Here is a 20,691-nt window from a genome sequence, read left to right as displayed (position 1 = left end):
CGTCTATCCGGCAACTGCCCCCAGCATGTCGGCAAAGCGCGAGGCCCCCTGCTTCAAGGCCGCCACCAGTTCCTCCGTGGGGATCTGGCGCAGGCGGCTGCACGGCCCTGTTACTCCCAGGCTGTAGAGAACCCCGGCGCCGGCAAGATGGATGGGACAGGCATAGGCCATGACGTTGTCGTCGATCTCGCGGTCGCAGATCGCATAGCCGGTTTCGCGCACGCGGGCGAGGTCGACTTCCAGATCGGCGCGGCTGGTGATGGTGTGTTCGGTCAGCGCCGGCAGTGGGTCGGGCAGCAGCCGGTCCAGGGTTTCTCCGTCCTGGTACGCCAGGATCGCCTTGGCCGAAGAGGCCGCGTGCGGGGGCAGCTCGGCGCCCGGCAGCACGTGCAGGCGGTGCCCCTGGTCGGGCGCGGAGCGGGCGATGGCGCGAACGTGCCGCTGGCCCAGCCGGACCATGTAGCAGGTTTCCTTGAACTCCTTCGCCAAGTCGTCGCAGACGATCTGCGCATAGCCGGCCACCTTGTCCCGGTCGAGGCCCAGGTAGAGGATCCGCCACAGCCGCCGGCCGACGGTGAAGCTTTTGTAGTGCGCACCGTCCGCTTCCAGGATGCCGGTATCGACGAGCGCGTTGATCAGCCGATGAACAGTCGGCTTCGGCAGCCCCGTCAGCACCGCGATCTCGGTCAGTCCGACACTCTGGTGAGAGGCGGCCACCACCTCAGCGACCCTCATGTAGCGTTCCAGGGGAAGGGTCTTCTGTCTCTCGCTCATCCCGTACTCCGCTTGCGCCGCCGATGCCGTTCCATGGGAACCCAGGCGGTTGACAACGTCCGCTCAGTCGTTTCTAGTATCATAAATCAGAACAAAGTTTCAATAAACGAAACAACCTTACGCCTTAGAGTCGCGTTATGCGTCAGGAGGACAACGTGTCGCAAATCAGCGTCGGCGTCGATGTCGGTGGCACCTTCACCGATTTCATCCTGCTCGACGGCGAGAGCGGGACATGGCGAACCGCCAAGGTGCCGACGACGGTCGGCGATCTCTCCGACGGCTTCCTTCAGGGGCTGAGGGAACTGGACGTTGCGCCGTCGGCCATCGACTGGCTGGTGCACGGCACGACGGCGGGCACCAATGCGGTCCTGGAGCGCAAGGGCGCGGTCTGCGGCCTGATCACGACGGCGGGGTTCCGCGACGTCCTGGAACTGGGCCGGCGCACGCGGCCGCACAACTACGGCCTGTCGGGCAGCTTCGAGCCGCTGATCCCCCGCAACCTCCGCCTTGAGGTGCCCGAGCGGATCGACGCGCACGGCAGGATCGTGCAGCCGCTGGACGAAGCGGCGGTGCGCGCGGCGGTCGAGCGGCTGCGCGAAATGGGGGCCGAATCGGTCGTCGTTCACTTCCTGCACGCCTACGCCAACCCCGCGCACGAGCAGCGCTGCGCCGAGATCGTGCGGGAGATCTGGCCAAACGGCCACGTCGTCGCCGGGCATGAGATCATCCGCGAGATGCGCGAGTTCGAGCGGGGCAGCACTGCGGCCATCCACGCGGCGATCCGGCCGATCGTGACGAGCTACATCGACCGCGTGGCCGAGCGGCTGAAGGATTCGGGTTATGCCCGCCAGCTTCTGGTGATGCAGGCAAACGGCGGCATGATGGATGCTTCGGTCGTGGGCGAGAACGCGGCGCACACGGTGATGTCCGGCCCGGCCGCTGGCGTGCTGGCCGCCGCCGAGATCGCCCGCGCCGCCGGGGTCGGGAATGTCATCACAGGCGATATGGGGGGCACCAGCTATGACGTGGCCGTGGTGGTGGACGGCGAGCCGGTCATCACGGCGGAGAAGGACCTGGCCTACGCCGTGCCGCTGCGCATCCCGATGATCGATATCCACACCATCGGGGCCGGCGGCGGCAGCATCGCCCGCGTGGACAGTGCCGGGATGCTTCGCGTCGGCCCGGATAGCGCGGGCTCTTATCCGGGTCCCATCGGCTATGGCCGGGGCGGTAAGGAGCCGACGATTACCGACGCGAACCTCCTTCTCGGCCGCATCAACCCGGACGCCGTCACCGGCTCCGGCGGGCACGCTCCCTTGCAGGAAATCGAGGCCGCCATCGACGCGAAGATTGGACGGCCGCTCAGTATGGACACCGTGAAGGCAGCGAAGGCCGTAATCGACGTTGCGGTCAACGAGCTTGCCGCCGCGATCCGGCTGATTTCCATCGAGAAAGGCCACGATCCTCGTGACTTCGCGCTGATGCCCTACGGCGGGGCGGGGCCGCTGCACGCCGTCGAGATCGCCCGCGAACTGGGGCTGCCGAGGGTTCTGGTGCCGCGCTTTCCCGGCCTGACGTCGGCGCTTGGCTGCATCCTGGCGGACGTGCGCCACGACTTCGTGCAGACCGTGAACACGCCGGTGCGGGAGCTTGAGTCTGCCGATGTCGACCGCTGGCTCGCCGATCAGGCGAAGGCCGGCAAGACCTTGCTGGAACGCGAGGGCGTCACCGTCGAGACCGTCGAGGTGCGGCACGAGTTCGACCTGCTCTACCAGGGTCAGTCCCATGTCATCCGCCTGCCGCAGCGCGGCGCGTCCTTCGATCCGGAGACCGTGCTGGCCGACATGACGGCACACTACCAGGAGCGTTTCGGGATCACGCTGCCCGAGATGGTGCCGGTCCTGGTGAATATCCGCACGACCGTCATCGGCGTGCGCAAGCGTCCCGACCTGGCCCTGTTCGGCGGTGGCGAGGCGAAGGCCGAGGTGCCCGACGCGTCCGGACAGCGCCCTGTCTACTTCGGCGAGCGTTGGTACGACACCAAGGTCTACCGCCGCGAGGACATGGGGGATGGCAGCTGGATCGCCGGTCCCGCCATTGTCGAGCAACTCGACACCACCATCGTGATCGACCCCGGTGCCGCCGGGCGGACCGACGCCTTCGGCAACATGATCATCGACGTGAACGCCAACGCCGCATCCGCGGAGGCCAGCGCATGACCATCGATCCCGTTACTCTGACCGTCATCGAGAAGGGGCTGCAGCAGGTTTGCAGCGAAATGGACCTGGTGCACGAGAAGACCTCCTTCTCGCCCGTCATCTCCGAAGCCTTCGACCGCTCCAACGGCATCTACGGCCTGGCCGACGGACGGGTGATCGCGCAGGGCGAGCTGGGCCTGCCGATCTTCGTCGGCGTCATGCAGGAGACCACCCGCTCCGTCATTGCCGAGCGGCAGGACCTGGAGGACGGCGACGTCATCCTGGTGAACGACCCCTACCTGGGCGGGACGCATCTGATGGACGTCAAGATGGTGCGGCCCTTCTACTATCGCGGCCGGCCGTGGTGCTATCTGGCGAACACCGGCCACTGGCCCGACACCGGCGGCATGGTGCCGGGCGGCTTCAACAGCACCGCCACCGAGATCCACCAGGAAGGCCTGCGCATCCCGCCCGTCAAGCTGGTGCAGCGCGGCGAGATGGACGACGACCTGGTCAAGCTGGTGCTTGCCAACATCCGCGTCGCCGAGGAGCGCATCGGCGATATCCGCGCGCAGATCGCCGCCCTTGCCACCGGCGCGCGGCGGCTGACGGCGCTGCTGGACCGCTACGGCGAGGAAACCGTCGAGGCTGCGATCGCCGAGCTTGAGCAGCGCTCGGAACGGATGATGCGCAGCCACATCGAGGCCATCCCCGACGGAACCTACGCGGCCTCGGCCTACATGGACAGCGACGGCGTAGTGAACGCGCCGCTTGAGGTGGCCGTCGACGTCCGCGTCGAGGGCTCGGACATTCACTTCGACCTGTCACGCTCCAGCCCGCCGTGCCAGGGGCCGATGAACTCGGTTTGGGCGAGCACGCTGTCCGCCGTCTATCTGGCGATGAAGCACATCTTCCCGGACGTGCCGCTCAACGCCGGCTGCTTCGCTCCGATTCACGTCGAGCCGCCGGAGGGGACGTTCCTCTACGCCCACTATCCGCGCCCGGTTGCCGGCTGTGCGGCCGAGGTCTCGCAGCGCGTGGTGGAATCGGTCCTGCTTGCCCTGTCGGAAGCGATCCCCGACCGGCTGTTCGCAGCACCCGCCGGAACCAGCGGCAACCTCAGCATGGGCGGCTTCGACCCGGAAACGGGGCGGAGCTACATCATGTATTATTTCTCCGGCGGCGGTTACGGTGGCTGGTGGGCTGGCGACGGGATCAGCAACGGCTGTTCCACCATCGGCATCTCGAAGAGCCAGCCGGTCGAGATCCTGGAACAGCGCTATCCCATCCTCATCGAGCAGTTCGCGCTCCGCGAAGGCTCGGGCGGCGCCGGGCGCTACCGGGGCGGCTTCGGCGTTCGCTATCGCGTGCGCCTGCTACGCGGCAACGCCAAGGCATCGTTCCTGATGGAGCACGGGCGCTTCGGTCCGCCCGGCATTCTGGGCGGCGACGCCGGCGCGCCAAACGTCATCCGGATCTGCCGCAATGGCGAAATGACCTCGCCCGAACATCTCTCGAAGGGCGAGGGCTACCTGCTGGGCGAAGGCGACTGGATCGAGGTGGAGACGCCCGGTGGCGGCGGCTATGGCCCCGCCGGGGAGCGCGCGCCCGAGTTGATCGAGCGCGACCGCTTGCGCGGCTACTTCGACGCTGGTCCCGGCGGTCCGGATGCGCCCGCGAATGCCACGACCCGGAAGGAAAGTGCCTGACATGACGACGCCCTGCATCATCACCGTCGCGATTACCGGCTCCGTCCCGCGCAAGTCGCACAACCCCGCCGTGCCGATCACGGTCGACGAGCAGGTGGAATCGACGCACGCCGCTTTCGAGGCAGGCGCCACCATCGCGCATGTCCACGTCCGCAACGACGACGAGACACCGTCGTCGGACCCGGAGAAATTCGCGGCCTACCTGGACGGCGTGCGCCGGCATTGCCCCGGCATGATCGTCCAGTTCTCCACCGGCGGGCGGGGGCGCTCCACCGAGGCGCGCGGCAGCATGCTCCATCTGCGCCCGGAGATGGCGTCGCTCGCTACCGGCTCCGTCAACTTCCCCAGCATGATCTACGAGAACCATCCGGATTTCGTGAAGGAACTGGCCGACCGGATGCGGTGCGAGGGCATCAAGCCGGAGATCGAGATCTTCGACCTGTCGATGCTCTACAAGGCGGTCGAGATGGCGGCGGTCGGCGAGCTTGTCCGCCCTGTCCACGTGCAGTTCGTGCTGGGCGTGAAGAATGCGCTGCCAGCACGGCGCGATATCCTCGATTTTGAGGTGGCCCAACTTCGCGAGCTTCTGCCCGATGCTACCTGGACGGCGGCCGGGATCGGCCGGCATCAGCTTGAGGTCAACCACTGGGCGTTGGAGATGGGCGGCCACTGCCGTACGGGGCTTGAGGACAACATCCGCTTCGACAAGAGCCGGCTGGCCGAGAGCAACGCGGAACTGGTCGCCCGCGTGGCCGACCTCTGTGCCGACTACGACCGTCACCCGGCGACGGCGGTGGAGGCACGGCGGCTTCTGTCGATCCCGCAGGCTTGAGCCGGGCGGCTGGAGCGCGCCCGCGACGCTCAGGCCGCGCCGGCCCCTTGCAGCGAGTCGCGTAGCACGACGGCCAGGTGGTGCGCCTTTCGCCCGGTTGCGTCGGCGATCTGGTGGCGGCAGGAGGTGCCGTCGGCAACCAGGATCGCATCTTCCGGCGCCTGCCGGATGGCCGGCAGCAGCGACAGTTCGGCCATCCGCATCGACACCTCGTAGTGCTCTGCCTCGTAGCCGAAGGCACCGGCCATGCCGCAGCAGGAGGACTCGATGGCATTGACCTCCAGGCCGGGCACCAGTTCCAGGACCGTCTTCACCGCGCCGAACGCGCCGAAGGCCTTCTCGTGGCAGTGACCGTGCAGGTAGGCGGACGTGCAGGGCAGCGCGTTGAGCGGCAAATCCAACCGGCGCGTCGCGTGCTCTTGCGCCAGGAACTCGGCGAAGGTCTTGGCCTGCATGCCCACCGCCTCCGCCGCGCGGCCCGGTAGCACCGCCGCGAGTTCGTCGCGCAGGGTGAGGAGGCAGGAGGGCTCCAGGCCGACGATGGGAACGCCACGCTCCGCCAGGGGGCTCAGCACTGTCAGTGTCCGTTCCAGTTCCGCGCGCGCCTCGTCGACCAAGCCGGTGGCCAGGAAGGTACGTCCGCAGCATAGAGGCCTGCCGCCGTCGTCGGGGCGGGCGACGTTCACGCGGCAGCCGGCGGCCTCCAGCACGGCGATGGCCGCGCGGGCCGTCTCCGGCTCGTGGTAGGCGCTGAAGGTATCGACGAACAGCGCGACCTCGCGGGTGTCGGCCGACTTGGCGCGGCTGGTCTCGGCCACGTCCGGCCGGAAGCGGTCCGACCGCCACGCGGGCAGCGAGCGATGACGGGACAGGCCCAGCAGCTTCTCGCGCGCCGCACCCAGCCCCGGCAGCCGCGCGGCGAAGTTCAGCAGCGGCGCGAAGCGGCTGGCCAGCGGAGCGTAGCGGGGCAGGTAGGCGATGAGGCGGTCGCGGGCGGAAAGCGGCGCAACTTTTCGATACTGCGCGGTGGCCTCGATCTTCATCCGCGCCATGTCCACGCCGGTCGGGCACTCCCGCCGGCAGCCCTTGCAGCCGACGCACAGTGACAGCGTCTCGCGCATCTCCGGCGACGTCAGCGCGTCCCTGCCAAGCTGGCCGCTCAGCGCGAGGCGCAGGCTGTTGGCGCGGCCGCGCGTGGCGTCGCGCTCGTCCATCGTCACCCGGTAGGAGGGGCACATGACGCCCGGCGCGAACTTCCGGCAGGCGCCGTTGTTGTTGCACATCTCCGTCGCGCCCAGGAAGCCGCCCCAGGCGGACCAGTCCAGCACCGTTTCCGCCGGCCCTTGGTCGGCGTAGCCCGGCTTGAAGCGGAACAGCGTGCGGTCGTCGCTTTGCGGCGCGCGGACGATCTTGCCCGGATTGAAGGTCTCATCTGGATCGAAGGCGTCCTTGACCACCTCGAACGCATCGACCAGCCGCGGGCCGTACATCTTCTCGTGCCAGGACGAGCGGGCGAGGCCGTCGCCGTGCTCGCCGGAGTGGGAGCCTTCGTAGCGGCGCACGAGGTCCAGCGCCTCCTCGTGGATCGCCCGCATTTGGCGCGCGCCGGCCTCGGTCTTCAGGTTCAGGATCGGCCGCACGTGCAGGCAGCCGACCGAGGCATGGGCGTACCAGGTTCCGCGCGTGCCGTGGCGCGCGAACACCTCGTTCAGCTCCGCCGTGTAGGCGGCCAGGCGGTCCAGTGGCACGGCGCAGTCCTCGATGAACGACACCGGCTTGCCGTCGCCCTTCATCGCCATGACGATGTTGAGGCCGGCCTTGCGAACCTCCCAGATCTCTTGCTGAAAAGACGCGTCTTCGGCCGTCACTACGCTGTCGGGAAAACCGAGGCGCGCCATTTCCGCGTCCAGCGCACCGAGGCGGTCGCGAAGCTCGCCGGCGTCCTCCCCGGCGAACTCGACGATCAGCAGGCAGTCGGGCTCGCCGCGGACGAACCTTTTCATGGACTCGCGGAACAGGGGAATGCCGCCGGCGATCTCCAGGATGTTGCGGTCGACCAGTTCCACCGCGCTGGGGCCCAGCCTGACCAGATGCTGGGCACTGTCCATCGCGTCGAAGAACGTCGGGAAATGGCAGACGCCGAGAACCCGTTGCGAGGGAAGTGGCTGTAACGGCAGCGTCAGACGGCGGAAGAACGCCAGCGTGCCCTCGGAGCCGACCAGCAGCTTCGCCATGTTGTGGCCGCCGCTTTCGACGCTGTCGAGGTTATAGCCGCCGACGCGACGCTGCACCTTCGGGATGCGCCGCGCCATCTCGTCGCGCTCCCGCTCGGCCAGGGCACGCATTCCCTGTACGAGGTCGAGGACGCGCGGGTCGAGCGAGGTATCGTCCAGGTTGCCGGGTACCTCGGCGAAGCGATGGGCGCTGCCGTCGGCCAGCACCGCGTCGATGGCCTCCACGTTGTCCTTCATGATGCCATAGCGCAGCGAGCGCGAGCCGGCCGAGTTGTTCCCTGCCATGCCGCCCAGGGTGGCGCGGCTGGATGTCGAGACATCCACCGGGAAGAACAGGCCGTCGCGCTTCAGCCGGGCGTTCAGGCGGTCCAGCACGACGCCGGGCTGTACCGACACGCGCCGCGCGGTGGCGTCGTACTCGATCACCTCGTTCAGGTATTTCGAGGTATCGAGGATGATTGCCTCGCCGATGGCCTGGCCGTTCTGGGAGGTGCCGCCGCCGCGCGGGATGACGGGCAGGCCCTCCTCGCGCGCGATCTCCAGAACGGCGGCGATATCCTCTTCGCGCCGTGGCAGCACGACGCCGATGGGTTCGACCTGATAGTGCGAGGCGTCGGTGGCATAGCGCCCGCGCGTGAACGCATCGAAACGCACCTCGCCCACGACGCCCGCCGCCAGCCGCCGCGCCAGGCGGGAATCGCCGATGCGCCGGTGCCGTGGATAGCCGGCCACGCGCCGTTCGCTCATGCCTTCTCTCGCTCCAACAACGCCGGCGCAAAGCTAGCAGACCGGGCGCCGAAAATGCCATCGCGGGAAATGGCGCGCTTGCGGCTAACGCCGATGACTCCGCCCTGCATGTCGTTCAACGTCGTCAGCGGCGCCAGTTTACTTCTCCAACAGCGCTGATATTGACATCGGTATGCCCGCCGGAAAATTTTGACTCGCTGATAAACAAATGTAGCGTGGCGGCATCAAGGGCGTGCGCAATCATCGAATGGCGGGGCAATCACATGCCGGCGGACACTTCCTCGAATCTTCCCTGGATGCTTGGCGTCGACATCGGCACCGACAGCATCGGCTGGGCCGCTTTCCGATGCTGCGCGGGGCCGGACCGGCCGGCGGCGGAAAAGCTGCTGGCCGGCGGCGTCCGTCTGTTCGATAGCGGCCGTGACCCGGAGACGCAGACCTCCAAGCAGCGCGAGCGGGGCGAAAAGCGCCGCGCCCGCCGGCCCAAGCGCGCCCGCCGCTGGCGCAAGGCGCAGCTTGAGGCGTGCCTGAAACAGGCCGGCATCGACGGGCATCCTGGTGATGGCGCCGATCCCTATGCCCTCCGCGCCAAGGCGGCGAAGGGGGCCGTCGAGCCGGCGGAGCTGCGCGCCGTCCTGCTGCACATGAACAAGCACCGCGGCTTTCGCAGCAACCTTCTGGACCGCCGCCAGGCCGACACGCGCGCCGACTCGAAAAAGGGAAAGAAAGCCAATAAGGACGGCGGCCAGGAGGACAGTGGCCAGAATGAGGAGACCAATTTCTGGCTGGGCGCCGAGGCGCACCTGCGCGAGCGCATGGCAGCGACTGGGGCGCCCACCGTCGGCGCGCTCTTCGCGGCGGATCTGGCGCAGGGGCGGCCGGTGCGCATGCGCTATGGCGGCGGCGACGCCTATGCCCCGACGCGCGCGCTGATCGAGGAAGAGCTGGGCAAGATCCGCGAGATGCAGGAGGCGGCGTTTCCAGGGCTGGACTGGGATGCCGTCGCCGAACTGGTGCTGGATCAGCGTCCGCTGCGCTCGCCCGAGGCGGGGCGCTGCGGCTACCTGCCGGAGGAAGACCGCGCCTGGCGCGCCCTGCCGTCGGTGCAGGAGTTCATCCTGCGCCAGACGCTGGGCAACTTGCGCCTCCCACAGGGCTTCGACGAGGCGGACCGGCCGCTGACGGCGGTGGAATACGAGGCCGCGCTCACGGAACTGCGCCAGGTGCCCCGCCTGGAGTGGCCGAAACTGCGCAAGGCCATCGGTATCGGGCGGAACAAGTTCACGGTGGAGCTGCAGGCCGGGGCGGGCAAGCAGGCCAGCCGCGCGGCCGAGGGACACCAGACCGACGCCCTGTTCGCGCCCCTGATCCCCGGCTGGAACGAACGCTCGCTGACGGAGAAAGACGCGCTGTTCACCGAGCTGTGGGAGCGGCGCGGCCGGCGCGCCGGGCTTCTGGCGTATATCCGCGACTCTCGCCAGGGGCTTGGCCTGGACGGCGAGCGCGCCGGGATGCTGGCCGATGCCGTGCAGTTCGAGCTGCCGACCGGCCGCGCGCAGATCTCCGCCGCCGCGGCGCACAGGATCCTGCCGTACATGACGCCGGGCGTGCGGGTGCACGATGCCGTGGTGGAAGCGCTGGGCCGCGATCCGACCGACGCGCGCCCGGCCCACCGCTACGCGCGCCTGCCGTACTATGCCCAGGCGATGCCGGACGTCGGCATGAACGGCACCGGCGCGCCGGAGGACTTGGACGACCCGGAGCGGTTCCATGGCCGCATCGCCAACATCTCCGTCCACATCGCGCTGAACGAGCTGCGCAAGCTGGTGAACAAGCTGCTGGACCGCTATGGCTCCGACCTGCGGCTGGTTGTGGTGGAGACCACGCGCGAGTTGAAGGCCGGCGCGGAGGAGCGCCAGACCCGCCAGCGCGATCAGGCGGCGAAGGAGGCGGACAACGCCGCCATCGACGCCGAGTTGCGCCGCCAGGGCCAGTGGCTTTCCAACGCGCGCGAGCGCCGCCGCCGCCACCGTCTGGCGAAGCGGCAGAACCACCTGTGCCCCTATACCGGCAATCGCATCGCCGCCGCCGACCTGTTGAGCGAGGCCTATGAGGTCGATCACGTGATTCCGGTCAGCCTGGGTGGCCGCGACGTGGAATCCAACATGGTCATATGCGAGGCGGCCGCGAACCGCCGCAAGGGCGATCGCACCCCGTGGGAGGCCTTCCACGACGACCCGGCGTGGCAGGCGCGGGTGGACAACTTCCTGGAAGGTCTCGACCCGTCCGAGCGCAAGGCGATCGCCTGGCGTTTCGGCGAGAAGGCGGCGGCGCTGGCCAAGCGGGGCGGGGACGACGAGGACGACGAGTCGAGCTGGGCACCGCGCCAGATCACCGACACCAGCTATATCGCCCGCACGTCCGTGCGCTATTTGCGCCACGTCGTGGCGGAACGTCCCGGCAACGACGTCATCGCCAGCAACGGCCGCCTGACAGGCTGGCTGCGCGCGGCCTGGGACCTGACGCCGCCGATGCGCGGGCGCGACCTGATCCCGCTCAGCCATGCGGCGCTGGGCGATCCCCAGCTTCTGGACCAGGAGCTTGCCGCGCTTGAGCCCGCGCATCTGCGCAAGGCGGTCGACAGCCTGATCAAGGCCTGGACGCCGAAGGTGAGCAAGCGGCTGCCCGACGCCAACCGTGCCGACGTCGCCGCCTATCTGGTGCGCGGCGCCGGGGGCCGGAAGAACCGGCTGGACCATCGCCATCACTTCATCGACGCCGCCGTGATCGCCACGACCGACAGGCCGATGGTGCAATGGATCAACACGCTGCACAGCCGCCATGGCGCAGACGGGCTGCCCAACCCCGCAGAGGCCGAGGTGGCGGAGCCCTATGAAGGCTTCCGTGCCGACGTCATGCGCACCTACGAACGCATCTGGCCGTCCTTCCGCCCGCGCCACCGGACGGAGGGGCAGCTTCACGAAGAGACGCTCTACGGTGTTCGCGACGCCACGAACGGCGACGCGCCGGGCAAGAACCTGGTGCTTCGCCGCCCCGTGGAGCGGCTGTTCCAGGACGCCAACGGCAAGCCGCTGCCCGACGACAAGGTCGAGAAGACCATGTCCGCATTCGCCTCGCCCCGAATGCGCGAGCGCTTCGAGGCCGTGGTGGGGGAATACCGCGCCGCTGAGCCCGAGGCGTCCCTGTCCGACCTCTGCCTGAAAGCCGCCCGCGACCCGCGCTGGGGCCCACGCGGCATGACCGGCAACACGGTGGTGACGGGGACGTATGATGGGGATGAGACCCGGAGCGTCATCTGGAATTTCCGAGGCAACACGGGCGCGGCCGTGATTACCGGCGGAAACACTTTCTACCATGTGTGGGAACTGACGGGCCGGAACGGCAAGGTGAAATGGCAGGCGGAAGTGGTGCCTCGGTTCCATGCCCGGAACGGGAACCGGCCGGAGCCACCGCAGCCCGGTGCAAGGCTTGTCATGACCCTGTCGCAAGGCGATCTGCTCTACTGGCCGGGGCAGACGGCGGAACGCATCTTTCAGGTGAAGAAAATGGTGACGGATGGTCGCCTGTACGTCTGGCCCGCTCGCCATGCGACGGGCAGGGAAGCGGCCGCTTATGTCCAGGCGTTATTCCCTGCCATCAATCTGAACGGCGACCAGGGCTACAAGTTTTCGTCTGCGGAAGGTCTCCGCAAGGCGGATATTCGACCGGCAACCATATCGATCTTGGGCCGACTCCGAGTTAAGTGACTAGCCCGCCACTTTGATGCCAATCTCTACCGAACGTATTATCTGGGGTTGATTTGTGTTCCGTAGCCCCGGCTGTCATGGGGATGGTAAGCTTATCGGGGCATCACTCGCCACCACTCTTTAGTTCCGTAGCCCCGGCTGTCATGGGGATGGTAAGCTGTCCGGCGGGAAATCCACCAATACGCCGCCGGTTCCGTAGCCCCGGCTGTCATGGGGATGGTAAGCTCTCGCTGGAGGTGAGCCGCTTTGCCGAGCAGTTCCGTAGCCCCGGCTGTCATGGGGATGGTAAGCTGTCGTCGTGGAACACCGCGTCAAGCTGATAGTTCCGTAGCCCCGGCTGTCATGGGGATGGTAAGCTTGCCGTCCCACAGCATTTCGACCGAATCGTAGTTCCGTAGCCCCGGCTGTCATGGGGATGGTAAGCTTGAGGCTACCTAACACCGCACGCGCCGGTAGTTCCGTAGCCCCGGCTGTCATGGGGATGGTAAGCTCCCGGCGGACGGTGAAGAACTGGCTCGGCTGTTCCGTAGCCCCGGCTGTCATGGGGATGGTAAGCTTTCGCGCGTCGCGCGCTGCAGCGCGCCCTGGTTCCGTAGCCCCGGCTGTCATGGGGATGGTAAGCTTTGGCGCAAGTCGGGCAGACACTCACCAGTGTTCCGTAGCCCCGGCTGTCATGGGGATGGTAAGCTCAGCGAGATGGACGTCCCGGAATATTCCGAGTTCCGTAGCCCCGGCTGTCATGGGGATGGTAAGCTGAGGCACCTCGGGGGTGAGACGAGGTTGGGGTTCCGTAGCCCCGGCTGTCATGGGGATGGTAAGCTGCCGCGACGATCCAGCCGATGGACGTGTGGGTTCCGTAGCCCCGGCTGTCATGGGGATGGTAAGCTTGAAATCTGGGTGCGCTTCACGTTGCGTGAGTTCCGTAGCCCCGGCTGTCATGGGGATGGTAAGCTCCGGCTTCCAGACGGTCGTACAGTCAAATTGTTCCGTAGCCCCGGCTGTCATGGGGATGGTAAGCTAGCGCCCCGAGGTCGCGGCACGCTACTACGGTTCCGTAGCCCCGGCTGTCATGGGGATGGTAAGCTGCGATGCAGCGTACGGCAGCCGTCCGGCCCGTTCCGTAGCCCCGGCTGTCATGGGGATGGTAAGCTAACGCCACGAACTACAAGAGCATTCCCATGGTTCCGTAGCCCCGGCTGTCATGGGGATGGTAAGCTACGTGCCGCCGTTGACCGACTGCGCGCCGCGTTCCGTAGCCCCGGCTGTCATGGGGATGGTAAGCTCGCCGTGTCGCCGGCCCGCGCGGCTGCATAGTTCCGTAGCCCCGGCTGTCATGGGGATGGTAAGCTGCCAGCGGCTTCGCACTGGTCGCGGACCTCGTTCCGTAGCCCCGGCTGTCATGGGGATGGTAAGCTCAATCGGCCTGTCGGTTCCGGGGACGAACTGTTCCGTAGCCCCGGCTGTCATGGGGATGGTAAGCTGCGCTTGGTCAGGATCTGGTAGCGGTGCCAGTTCCGTAGCCCCGGCTGTCATGGGGATGGTAAGCTTGCAGGACTAGACATCGAGTCCAGCCGCCCGTTCCGTAGCCCCGGCTGTCATGGGGATGGTAAGCTCCGATGGTCTGCGTGCTGCCGACGCTGGACGTTCCGTAGCCCCGGCTGTCATGGGGATGGTAAGCTCGTACGGCCGATAAGCTCTTGAGATAGAGGGCTTATCGGCCGGTTTTTCGTGCAGGCTTCGCGGCGCATCAGAATAACCTGTACTGCTCTGGCGGCGTGAACTGGGCACTTTCGTGCGGGTCGTATCCGCCCTTTATCCACCGCCGCATGTTCGCCATCTGCCTGTCGGTCAGCTTCAGCAGGCAGACATAGCCACGCTTCGGCACCGCCTTTTCGACGCGGCGCTCATAGGTGTTGGCGCGCTCCATCGATCCGCAAAAGCGATTGTAGATCGAATAGTGAACGCGGTCGAATCCCTGGCGCACCAGGAACTCGTGGAATTTCCGGGCCGCGCGGCGCTCGTTCGGCCCCGCCACCGGCAGGTCATAGAATACGAGAACCCACATCTTCCGCCATCCGTCCGGCATCGTCCTCGCTCCCAATCGAATCCGGCAGGACAAGCGCGGTGCCGCCGCCGTCGATCGCGTCGCGAAGCGAGCGGGCCAGCCGCGCGGCGGCCGTGCGGCAGCGCACCCACTCGCGGCCGCTCTTCACCGGCCAGTCGGGCAGCTCCGCAAGGCGCGCGCGTGTTTGCTTGTCCATCTCCGCGCCCTCTGTCAGCAGGGCGCGGACCCGTGTGTCGACGACCGGACGAAACGGCTCGATCAGGTCGTCGGAGAGGTTGCCGTCGTTCTCTTCGTTCTCGTGGTGCAGGCCCAGCGAGCGGTGCAGCCCGGCGGCGTGAAGCTGGCGCGAGATGACGGCGCGGACGACGGCGTAGCCGAAGTCCAGCATGGCGTTCGCGTCGTCGCTGGCGTGCCGGCGGAAGTCCGAGCCCAACAGCGCCGGCCAGTAGAGGCGGGCGGCCTGGGCCTCGATGTTGCCGGGATCGCCGGGGGCGATCTCGCCCGACAGCCGGATGAGGCGCCTCGCCGCGTGGCTTTGCTGGGGCAGGGCGGCGGCCTGCATGCGCAGCTTCGCCTGCACGATCCGCCGCCAAAGCGCGCGCCGCCGGCGGGGCGTCAGCGCCGCCTGCCGGCGCAGGATGCGCGGGGCGAGCGTTGCGCCGGCGGCGACCGGGAACAGGCTTGCCACCGGCCTGTGCCTAGTGTCGCAGGTCACGAACTCCACCCCGTTCTCCGCCAGCAGGGCAAGCACCGCGCCGGACACCGATACGGCCGCCGTCTCGGCGATGACGAGGTCGATGTCCTCCACCGGGATCAGGGTGGCGTTGACGGACAGCATTCCCTTGCGAACGGCAAGGGAAGTTCCTGGCGTTGCGATTTCAATCACGCTCATCGCAAAAACTCCCTTGACGAAACGAATATAATTTCCGAGTATAAAAATGCTTACCATCGCCATGACAGCCGGCGATCTACGGAACAAAACAAAGTGTCATTTGGAGCGGAATCGCTCTTTCATAACGACGCGGACAGGGCCCGGCCGATCACCGGGCCCTGTCGTCATTCCGGGTGGTCTCGATTGACGTGACGCCGGCGCCTCGCGCTCACGCCGCCGGGTTGGCGCGTTCCTCGCGTGGGGTGCGGTCGAAGAATTCGCGGTAGCACTTGGAGAAGTGGCTGGCGGAGACGAAGCCGCAGGCCAGCGCCACGTCCAGCACCGACATCGACGTCTGGTGCAGCAGCATGCGCGCCCGGTTCAGGCGCATCTCCAGGTAATAGCGGGTCGGCGTGCGGCCCAGATATTTGCGGAACAAGCGTTCGAGCTGACGGGTGGAGAGGCCGGCGCGGTGGGCCAGGTCGGCGCGCGAGAGGGGTTCCTCCACGTGCTCTTCCATCAGGTCGATGACACCCAGCAGCTTGGGGTGGCTGACGCCCAGGCGCGTGCGCAGGGCCATGCGCTGGTGATCGTTCGTGTCGCGGATGCGCTCGTGGATGAAGTTCTCGGAGACCTGTGTGGCAAGGTCGCGGCCATGCTCCAGCGCGATCAGGGAAAGGATCATGTCCAGCGCCGCCTCGCCGCCGGAGCAGGTGAGGCGGTTGCGGTCGATCTCGAACAACTCGTCGGTGATGTCCAGGTTCGGGAACTCCTCGCCGAACGCCGCCAGCGACTCCCAGTGGATGGTGCAGCGATAGCCGTCGAGCAGCCCGGCGCGCGCCAGCAGGTAGGTGCCCGTCGAGATCGCCCCAAGGCGCACGCCCTGACGCGCCAGCCGCCGCAGCCAGGCGAAAAGCGCCCTGTCCTCAAGCTCCGATTCGCCCAGGCCGCTGACCACCAGAAGCGTCTGCAGCCGCCCGGCATCCTCCAGCCCGCTGTCGCAAAGCACGCCGACGCCGCTGGACGAGCGAACCGGCTGGCCGTCGGCGGAGATCACTTTCCAGTCGTAAAGCTTGCGCCCGCTGGCGCGGTTCGCCGCGCGCAGGGGCTCCAGCCCGGAACTGAACGCGATCAGCGAGAACCGCGGTATGAGCAGGAAGCCGAATGTCTGCGTCGGCGCATCGCTCCAGTCGGCGCGCGCTTCGTTGTTGCCGGCATCGCTCATGCCGTTTTCCGCCCCTCGTTCGCGGGTTCCGCGGCGAATGTCTTATGAGGCCAGTCGGTGTCGCCTACGGAACAAAGTCCCCGGAACCAACTATGATTTCATCTTGAAGCAGAGCAAGAAAAATCGTCCTGTGGTGCGCGCCGGGGTGTTCGACCGGCCTGCTTCCCCGACGGAAGCGCCGCGCGCGCCTGGCCAGGCGGACCCAATCCAGGAAAGGGGGTGGAGATGACCCGTCGTCGTCGCAGTGCAGCGCGTCGCGGGGCGCCCGGTATCAAGCAGCTTCCGTGGACCCGTGTTCGTAACCCGTATGCGCCGGTGGAGGTGTTCACCGCCGAGCAGCTCGACAAGGTGCACGATGCCTCCATGCGTATCCTGGAGGAGATCGGCATCGAGTTCATGAGCAAGCAGGCCTTGAGCATGCTGGACAAGGCCGGCGCCGAGGTCGATCACGCCAGCGGCCTCGTCAAGTTCGACCGCGACATGGTCCTCGACCTGGTGGCCAAGGCGCCCAGCGAGGTGACGCTCCGCCCCCGCAATCCCGAGCATTCGATTACGCTGGGCGGCAACCACATCAACTTCGGCCTGGTCGCCGGCCCGCCGAACGTGCAGGACCGCGTCAACGGCCGGCGGCAAGGCAACTACGAGGACTATGCGACACTTCTGAAGCTGGCGCAGTCGCTGAACATCGTCCACCTGATCGGCAACCAGCCCACCGCGCCCGTGGAGCTTCCGGCGCACACCCGGCACCTGGACTGCTACGCCGCGAACGTCACCTACACCGACCGGGTCTACCACTGCTCGTCCATCGGGGCGGACCGCGCGCTGGACGGCGTCGACATCGCGGCCATCGCGCGCGGCCAGACGCGCGAGGATCTGGTCGACGATCCGGCCGTGCTGACCATCATCTCGGTCAATTCGCCCCGGCGCTTCGACGGCGAGATGGCCGACGGCCTGATCGCCATGTCGACCTGGGGCCAGTGCGTGGTGGTGACGCCGTTCACGCTGATGGGCGCGATGACGCCGGTGACGTTGCCGGCGGCGCTGGCGCAGCAGAACGCCGAGGCGCTGGCCGGCATCGCGCTGACCCAGCTTGCCCGACCCGGCAGCCCGGTGTGTTATGGCGCCTTCACCTCCAACGTGGACATGCGCACCGGCGCGCCAGCCTTCGGCACACCCGAGAACGCGAAGGCGCAGCTTGCCGCCGGCCAGCTTGCGCGGCGCTACAACCTGCCCTACCGCGCCTCCAACGCAAACGCCAGCAACGCCGTGGATGCCCAGGCGGCCTATGAGTCCGAGATGGCGATCTGGGGCGGCGTGATGGGTCACTGCAACCTGCTGTATCACGGTGCCGGCTGGCTGGAAGGCGGGCTGACTGCCTCGTTCGAGAAGGTGGTGCTCGACGCCGAGCTGTTGCAGATGATGGCCGAGACGCTGAAGCCCATCGAGGTCGACGATGATACCTTGGCGCTCGACGCCATCCGCGAGGTCGGGCCCGGCGGGCACTTCTTCGGCGCCAGCCACACGATGGAACGCTATGAGACGGCGTTTTACGCGCCGATGCTTTCCGACTGGCGCAACTACGAAACCTGGTTGGAGGCCGGCGGCGAAACGGCGGAGGTCCGCGCCACCAAGATCTGGCAGACGCTGCTTGAGAATTACCAGCAGCCGGAGATGGACGAGGCCAGGCAGGAGCAGCTTCAGGCCTTCCTCGCCAGACGCAAGGAAGAGCTGTCGAAGACCGCCGCGTAAGGGCGGCCCCGGGATGGCGGGGCGGCACATCGCATGAGTTCCGGCAGCGGCATCGCGGCGATTGCCGAAGCGGTGGCGGCACACGGACTGCTGCTGCGCGGCGGCTTTCATCCCGAAGGCGCGGTGGATGCGCCGGCGTTGGACGACGGTCGGACGCCGGGCACCTTGCTGCTTGTCGGCAACGCCGGGCCGGCGATGTGGCGGGTGTTCTCCGCCAGCGCCGAGGCGGCAGACGGGCAACCGCACCCGATGGATCGCTGGAGCCGCCGCGTCATTGGCGAACTGGCGCGGCGCTTCGGCGCCCGGGCGATCTTCCCGTTCGAGGGACCGCCGTACTATCCCTTCCAGCGCTGGGCGCGGCGGGCGGAGGCGGTGCATGTCTCGCCGCTGGGTATCCTGATCCACCCCGAGTATGGGCTGTGGCACGCCTATCGCGGGGCGCTGGCGTTCCCGGGACGGCTGGCGCTTCCACCGCCGGACGAGCGTCCGTCGCCCTGCGACAGCTGTCCGGACAAGCCGTGCCTGTCCGCCTGTCCGGTTCACGCCTTCTCTTCCCGCGGTTACGATGTCGCCGCCTGTGCGGGCTATCTGGATTCGCCCGGCGGGCGTGATTGCCTTGACAAGGGCTGCCTAGCGCGGCGGGCCTGTCCGGTCGGGCGCGAGTACCTATATGAGCCGGGGCAGGCGGCCTATCATATGGCCGCCTTCCATCTGAGCGCGAGTGGGGCGAAACGGGAATGAGCGGTAAAGTTCTGCAGATCATTCAGATGGATTCGGCGCGCGACGACCGCGTGTCGCGCTGGCTGACCCGGCACGGCTACGAGCTGGACCGGCGGCTGGTGGCAAAGGGCGATCCGCTGCCCTCGGCGCGGTCGGACTACGACGCCGTGGTAGTCTATGGCGGGCCGCAGAGCGCGAACGAGGTCGAGGAAAAGCCGTATCTCCAGGACGAGATCGACTTCATCCGCGACTGGACCGCCCAGGACCGGCCGTTCCTGGGGCTGTGCCTGGGGGCGCAGCTTCTCGCCCGCGCCTACGACGGCAAGGTGGAAAGGCACCCCGAGGGCCTGCACGAGATCGGCTATGTCCAGGTGACGCCCACCCCGGCGGGCCGCGACCTGTTTCCGGCGCCGATGCACGTCTACCACTGGCACACCGAGGGCTTCGAGGTGCCGGACGAGGGTGAGCTTCTGGCCGAGGGGCCGGTCTATCCCAACCAGGCGTTCCGGATTGGCGACAACGCCTATGGCCTGCAGTTCCACCCAGAGACCACGGTGCCGATCTTTACCTCCTGGATGGCCGAGGCCGGGCACATGCTGGAAGCGCCGGGTGCCCAGCCGCGCGAGGAGCAGTTTCGCCTCGCCACGCAGCATGACGCGCCCCTCGCCGAATGGCTGGACGGCTTCATGTCCCGTCTGCTGAACGGGCGGGCCGGGTAGGGCGGGGCATCCCCCTCAGCCCGCCAGTGTCTCAATGTTCGGGACGTGCGCGGTGGGCAGGCGGAAGCGGCGGCGGTATTCGGCCGGGGTAATGCCGACGAGGCGCTTGAACAGGCTGCGCATATAGCTGGGATCGGCATAGCCGACGGCCGCGGCGACGTCCTCCACCGGCATGTCGGTCGTCTCCAGAAGCTGCTTTGATTCCTCGATCCGCAGGTTTTGCAGGTAGGCCTTCGGCGCATAGCCGGTCGCCTTGCGGAAGCGCCGCGCGAAGGTGCGCTCGGGCAACCCGGTGCGGGCAATCAGCCGGGCGATGGGCTGCTCGCTGTCGTAATTCTCGGCCAGCCACGCCTGGCACCGGCCGACCAGCGCGTCCCGGTGCTGCGTCCTTTGCAGCAGGCCGGCGTAGGGCGAAAGCCCCTCCGCGTGCGAGCGGAAGTGGAACACCTTGGCCAGCTTCATCGCCTCCGCCTCGCCGGCGTGCCGGGCGACGACATAGAGGACGAGGTCCTGCCAGGCCGAGCCGCCTCCCGAGGACACGATGGTTTGCCCCGGCCCGCTCTGGACCAGTGCGCGGCTGGGGTAGAGGCGGACGTTCGGGAACGCCTGCTCGAAAGTGCGCACGAAGCTCCAGTGGATGGTGGCGGCGCCGCCGTCCAGCAGGCCGGCCTCCGCAAGCAGCATCACACCGCCGCACGAGGCATAGACCGCGGCACCGGCGTCGTACATTTCCCGGATCCACGCGATGGCCCGCCGGTCGATGCCGCGCAGAGTTGCGATGCTGTTGGCGAAGATCGTCGGCACGAAAAGGATGTCGGTGCGCGCGACCTCGCCGATCGCGGCGTCCGGCACGATCTTGGCGCCTGTCATGGTGCGGAACGGCTCGCGGGTGAGCCCGACAATGCGCGGGCGAAACAGGCGTCTGCCCAGGCCCTCGCCGGTCAGGCGCGGGTAGACGACGCCCGCGCTCCACAGCACGTCGTACACGCCCATCAGGATCGACGGCTCTGTCTGCGGCAAGGCCAGCAGGCTGACCCGCGGCGGCTTACCCGTCATCTTCCACCTACCGTGGCCGATCCGC

Annotated in this window: 13 protein-coding genes and 1 CRISPR repeat array; of the genes, 7 read left to right on the top strand and 6 right to left on the bottom strand. The window is 67.7% G+C overall.

Going from position 1 to position 20,691, the window contains the following annotated elements:
- Positions 1 to 3: 3 nt before the first annotated feature.
- Positions 4 to 774, bottom strand: coding sequence for an IclR family transcriptional regulator (locus tag DRB17_RS14115; protein WP_114582865.1), 771 nt, complete (start codon positions 772 to 774; stop codon positions 4 to 6).
- A 155-nt stretch (positions 775 to 929) separates the two neighbouring features.
- On the opposite strand from DRB17_RS14115, the gene DRB17_RS14110 reads away from it, so the two are divergent.
- Genes DRB17_RS14110 through DRB17_RS14100 form a run of 3 tightly spaced genes read left to right on the top strand, consistent with a single transcriptional unit; the run spans position 930 to position 5,513 of the window.
- Complete coding sequence (locus DRB17_RS14110) at positions 930 to 2,993, top strand: hydantoinase/oxoprolinase family protein (RefSeq protein WP_206607899.1); 2,064 nt, start codon at positions 930 to 932, stop codon at positions 2,991 to 2,993.
- The gene (locus DRB17_RS14105; RefSeq protein ID WP_114582863.1) at positions 2,990 to 4,681 is read left to right on the top strand and encodes a hydantoinase B/oxoprolinase family protein; all 1,692 of its coding nucleotides are present in this window, start codon (positions 2,990 to 2,992) and stop codon (positions 4,679 to 4,681) included. The genes DRB17_RS14110 and DRB17_RS14105 overlap by 4 nt, the downstream gene beginning before the upstream one ends.
- 1 nt (position 4,682) lies before the next feature.
- Positions 4,683 to 5,513: a 3-oxoadipate:acetyl-CoA acetyltransferase gene (locus DRB17_RS14100; RefSeq protein WP_114582862.1), complete on the top strand. Its 831-nt coding sequence runs from the start codon at positions 4,683 to 4,685 to the stop codon at positions 5,511 to 5,513.
- A gap of 29 nt (positions 5,514 to 5,542) precedes the next feature.
- On the opposite strand, the gene DRB17_RS14095 is transcribed toward DRB17_RS14100, so the two are convergent.
- A complete protein-coding gene (locus DRB17_RS14095; RefSeq protein ID WP_114582861.1) occupies positions 5,543 to 8,494 on the bottom strand; it encodes an FAD-binding and (Fe-S)-binding domain-containing protein in 2,952 nt (983 codons plus the stop codon).
- 263 nt (positions 8,495 to 8,757) lie between these two features.
- Here DRB17_RS14095 and cas9 point away from each other — a divergent pair, with 263 nt between their 5' ends.
- Positions 8,758 to 12,261, top strand: coding sequence for a type II CRISPR RNA-guided endonuclease Cas9 (cas9, locus tag DRB17_RS14090; RefSeq protein ID WP_114582860.1), 3,504 nt, complete (start codon positions 8,758 to 8,760; stop codon positions 12,259 to 12,261).
- A gap of 57 nt (positions 12,262 to 12,318) precedes the next feature.
- Positions 12,319 to 13,940: a CRISPR direct-repeat array (repeat unit 36 nt; unit sequence GTTCCGTAGCCCCGGCTGTCATGGGGATGGTAAGCT).
- Between the two features lie 68 nt (positions 13,941 to 14,008).
- Here the strand turns inward: cas9 and cas2 are convergent.
- From cas2 to DRB17_RS14075, 3 genes are all read right to left on the bottom strand, one after another.
- On the bottom strand, positions 14,009 to 14,326 hold the full coding sequence (gene cas2, locus DRB17_RS14085; protein ID WP_241503841.1) for a CRISPR-associated endonuclease Cas2: 318 nt from the start codon (positions 14,324 to 14,326) through the stop codon (positions 14,009 to 14,011).
- On the bottom strand, positions 14,304 to 15,218 hold the full coding sequence (cas1, locus tag DRB17_RS14080) for a type II CRISPR-associated endonuclease Cas1 (RefSeq protein ID WP_161958830.1): 915 nt from the start codon (positions 15,216 to 15,218) through the stop codon (positions 14,304 to 14,306). The genes cas2 and cas1 overlap by 23 nt, the downstream gene beginning before the upstream one ends.
- Before the next feature lie 208 nt (positions 15,219 to 15,426).
- On the bottom strand, positions 15,427 to 16,422 hold the full coding sequence (locus tag DRB17_RS14075; protein WP_114582857.1) for a GlxA family transcriptional regulator: 996 nt from the start codon (positions 16,420 to 16,422) through the stop codon (positions 15,427 to 15,429).
- 225 nt (positions 16,423 to 16,647) lie between these two features.
- Between DRB17_RS14075 and DRB17_RS14070 the strand changes: the two genes are divergently transcribed.
- Genes DRB17_RS14070 through DRB17_RS14060 form a run of 3 tightly spaced genes read left to right on the top strand, consistent with a single transcriptional unit; the run spans position 16,648 to position 19,610 of the window.
- On the top strand, positions 16,648 to 18,171 hold the full coding sequence (locus DRB17_RS14070) for a trimethylamine methyltransferase family protein (RefSeq protein ID WP_114582856.1): 1,524 nt from the start codon (positions 16,648 to 16,650) through the stop codon (positions 18,169 to 18,171).
- Between the two features lie 33 nt (positions 18,172 to 18,204).
- Positions 18,205 to 18,912: a 4Fe-4S dicluster domain-containing protein gene (locus DRB17_RS14065; RefSeq protein ID WP_114582855.1), complete on the top strand. Its 708-nt coding sequence runs from the start codon at positions 18,205 to 18,207 to the stop codon at positions 18,910 to 18,912.
- Complete coding sequence (locus tag DRB17_RS14060; protein WP_114582854.1) at positions 18,909 to 19,610, top strand: glutamine amidotransferase-related protein; 702 nt, start codon at positions 18,909 to 18,911, stop codon at positions 19,608 to 19,610. The genes DRB17_RS14065 and DRB17_RS14060 overlap by 4 nt, the downstream gene beginning before the upstream one ends.
- Before the next feature lie 15 nt (positions 19,611 to 19,625).
- Here the strand turns inward: DRB17_RS14060 and DRB17_RS14055 are convergent, their stop codons facing one another.
- A complete protein-coding gene (locus DRB17_RS14055; RefSeq protein ID WP_161958829.1) occupies positions 19,626 to 20,666 on the bottom strand; it encodes a GlxA family transcriptional regulator in 1,041 nt (346 codons plus the stop codon).
- Positions 20,667 to 20,691 lie beyond the last annotated feature (25 nt).

It is taken from the genome of Ferruginivarius sediminum (assembly GCF_003344765.1).
GTDB lineage: Bacteria > Pseudomonadota > Alphaproteobacteria > Kiloniellales > Rhodovibrionaceae > Ferruginivarius > Ferruginivarius sediminum.
This window is presented reverse-complemented; position numbering and strand designations above follow the sequence as displayed.